The organism is Polaribacter sp. (assembly GCF_965656025.1).
Taxonomy (GTDB): Bacteria; Bacteroidota; Bacteroidia; order Flavobacteriales; family Flavobacteriaceae; genus Polaribacter.
Genome location: NZ_CBFHJT010000020.1, coordinates 2,692 through 6,101, shown reverse-complemented (window position 1 = coordinate 6,101; position 3,410 = coordinate 2,692). Strand labels below are relative to the sequence as shown.

Genomic DNA, 3,410 nt, shown 5'->3' with positions numbered 1-3,410 from the left:
TTTATTTTTAAAAAATTTGAAAATAGAAAAAGTACTAAGGGTATAAATACAATACCTCTAGTTAGTATAAAGAAAGCACTCAAAAAAGCTAAAAGAATATTCTTTTTAAAAATATTATCTTTAAATTTTTGTCCCCAAAAAGAAATAAATAGCAATAATAAAAAACAATTACTCATTAAATCGCTCTTTACGATTACTTCCCAGAAATAGGATGGTGCTAATAACAGCAAAAAAATGATATTTAATTTATGGTAATTTTCAATTTTAGAATAAACGATAAAAATAGAGAACATTAAAAAGGTGAAAACTTGTAGGTAACCCAAATCTCCTAATAAATAAAAAGGCAAGCCTAAATAAAATAATCCTGGTAAATTAGAAGATGTATTCCCCAAATGATCTAAAACAGCATAGGGATACTTATTATTTAAAATACTCTCAATTAAAACCTGCATTGCAGACCACCTATCCACATTTAAGGTATTTCCATCAATTTTTAAATTAACCGCTATAAGTAAAATAGCAAATAGAAAACAGCATAAAAGCAATATAATATTAAACTTTTTGAATGTGTTGAAGAATTTTTTAAAAAGACTTAAAACATAAAAGCAAACAAATACAAAAGCAATATAGAAAATTACCATCAAGTAGTTTGGTACTGTTTCTAACCTTGAAGCGTATTTTAAAACAAAAAGGCTATTTATAGTTAGATAACAGGTAAAAAGCATCTTTTTCTTTAAAGAAATAGACAATAAATTATTCAAAATAAAAACTTTGTTGATTTTGGAATAAAAGTACATTTTTTTTATTCATAAATTCCTTACTTTTGCTAATCAAAATAAACAACAACTTAAATTAGATGAAAACAGTTCAATTTAGAGAAGCCATATGCGAAGCAATGAGCGAAGAAATGCGCAGAGATGAAAGCATTTACTTGATGGGTGAGGAAGTTGCAGAATATAATGGAGCTTACAAAGCAAGTAAAGGCATGTTAGATGAGTTTGGTGCAAAAAGAGTAATAGACACTCCTATTGCAGAACTTGGTTTTGCAGGAATTGCTATTGGTTCTGCAATGAATGGTAACAGACCAATTGTAGAGTATATGACGTTTAACTTCTCTTTAGTTGGAATTGATCAAATAATAAACAACGCAGCAAAAATCAGACAAATGTCTGGTGGTCAGTTCAATTGTCCAATTGTGTTTAGAGGGCCAACAGCTTCAGCTGGTCAGTTAGGTGCAACACACTCGCAAGCATTTGAAAACTGGTTTGCGAATACACCAGGTTTAAAGGTAATTGTACCATCTAACCCGTATGACGCAAAAGGATTATTAAAAGCTGCCATTAGAGATGATGATCCAGTTATTTTTATGGAGTCTGAACAGATGTATGGTGATAAAATGGAAATTCCTGAAGGAGAATACATTATACCAATTGGGGTTGCAGAAACCAAAAGAGAAGGTTCAGATGTAACCATTGTATCTTTTGGAAAAATCATAAAAGAAGCGTACAAAGCTGCAGACGAATTAGAAAAAGAAGGTATTTCTGCAGAAATTATAGATTTAAGAACAGTAAGACCAATGGATCATGATGCAATTTTAGCATCTGTTAAAAAAACAAATAGATTAGTAGTTTTAGAAGAAGCATGGCCATTTGCTAGTGTTGCTTCAGAAATCACGTACAGAATACAAGATGAAGCATTCGATTATTTAGATGCACCTGTAAAAAGACTAACAACTGCAGATACGCCTGCACCTTATTCGCCAGTATTATTCAAAAAATGGATACCAAATTCTGATGATGTTGTTAAGGCTGTTAAAGAAGTAATGTACATTAAAAAATAAGTACATATTTATTTAGTACAAAAAAACCTTTTTCATTTTTTTGAGAAAGGTTTTTTTTTGAATCTAATATTCTTTGTAAAGTTCGAAAACCATTGCGTAAATACAAAGTAAAAATCACGAACAAAAACAATAGATTTAGTACTTTTGCATACGTATAATAAACCATAGAAAGAAAATAAATTATGAGTAAAGAACAAAAAAGCAAGTTAACTTTTGACGTTTTAATTGAAATACCTAAAGGAAGTAGAAATAAATACGAATACGATTTTGCTTTACACAAAATTCGTTTTGATAGAATGTTATTTTCATCTATGATGTACCCTGGAGATTATGGTTTTATTCCAGAAACATTGGCATTAGATTCAGATCCTTTAGATGTTTTAGTATTAGGTCATCAACCAACATATCCGATGGTTGTTATGGAAGTAAGACCAATTGGAGTTTTTTATATGACAGATGAAAAAGGACCAGATGAAAAAATTATTTGTGTACCTGTTTCAGATCCTATTTGGAATAATAAAAATGATATTGCAGATTTAAACCCACATCGATTAAAAGAAATAGAGCACTTCTTTCAAGTTTATAAAGATTTAGAAAAGAAAAAAGTAGACACTGGTGGTTGGGGAAATGCAGCAGATGCTATTAAAATCTATCATGAATGTGTAGAAAGATATGATAATAGTGAGCATAAGAAAAAGAGGACTTTTACAATATAATTATCAAATTATCAATAAGAAGTAAAAAAAATGAACCATCTTTAATTAAAGTTGGTTTTTTTTATCACTTTGATTTTATTACTTTTACGCCCGTTTTAAACTAATCAAAATAATAAATATTATATGGAATCACTAATGATTTGGATGCCAATTGCTATGGCAATTTTAGGTTTAATCTATATGTGGATTAAACAATCTTGGGTAATGAAACAAGATGCAGGAGATGGTAAAATGAAAGAAATTTCTGATTACATTTATGAAGGTGCTTTGGCTTTTTTAAGTGCAGAATATAAGCTACTGGCAGTTTTTGTGGTAATTGTAAGTATTGCATTGGCTGTTGTATCTTTTATAGTTCCTACAACACATATTTTAATTGTGGTCGCTTTTATTTTTGGAGCTGTTTTTTCTGCTTTTGCAGGAAATATAGGTATGAAAATAGCAACTAAAACAAACGTTAGAACTACACAAGCAGCAAGAACAAGTTTACCAAATGCACTAAAAATATCTTTTGGTGGTGGTACAGTAATGGGGCTTGGTGTTGCAGGTTTAGCGGTTTTAGGTTTAACTGCATTTTTTATCTTCTTTTTCCATTTCTTTATGGGTGGTGTTTGGACAAATACAATGGATATGACCATCGTTTTAGAAACCCTTGCAGGTTTTTCTTTAGGTGCAGAATCTATTGCTTTATTTGCTAGAGTTGGTGGTGGTATTTACACAAAAGCTGCTGATGTTGGTGCAGATTTAGTAGGTAAAGTAGAGGCTGGTATACCAGAAGATGACCCAAGAAACCCTGCTACAATTGCAGATAATGTTGGTGATAACGTAGGCGATGTTGCTGGTATGGGTGCAGATTT

At 30.6% G+C, this 3,410-nt stretch carries 3 protein-coding genes and 1 pseudogene; 3 read left to right on the top strand and 1 reads right to left on the bottom strand.

What is annotated here, in order from left to right:
- Positions 1-452, bottom strand: a pseudogene (locus ACTG3S_RS05525) (hypothetical protein); the annotation flags it as partial.
- 404 nt (positions 453-856) lie between these two features.
- Between ACTG3S_RS05525 and ACTG3S_RS05520 the strand changes: the two are divergent.
- The 3 genes from ACTG3S_RS05520 to ACTG3S_RS05510 all read left to right on the top strand — a co-directional run.
- Positions 857-1,840 (top strand): pyruvate dehydrogenase complex E1 component subunit beta, encoded by a 984-nt coding sequence (locus tag ACTG3S_RS05520; protein WP_439128369.1) that lies wholly within the window; start codon positions 857-859, stop codon positions 1,838-1,840.
- A 182-nt stretch (positions 1,841-2,022) separates the two neighbouring features.
- Positions 2,023-2,556 (top strand): inorganic diphosphatase, encoded by a 534-nt coding sequence (locus tag ACTG3S_RS05515; RefSeq protein ID WP_439128368.1) that lies wholly within the window; start codon positions 2,023-2,025, stop codon positions 2,554-2,556.
- A gap of 123 nt (positions 2,557-2,679) precedes the next feature.
- Positions 2,680-3,410, top strand: a 731-nt coding sequence (locus ACTG3S_RS05510; RefSeq protein ID WP_439128367.1) for a sodium/proton-translocating pyrophosphatase, incomplete at its 3' end; no start/stop codon positions are given.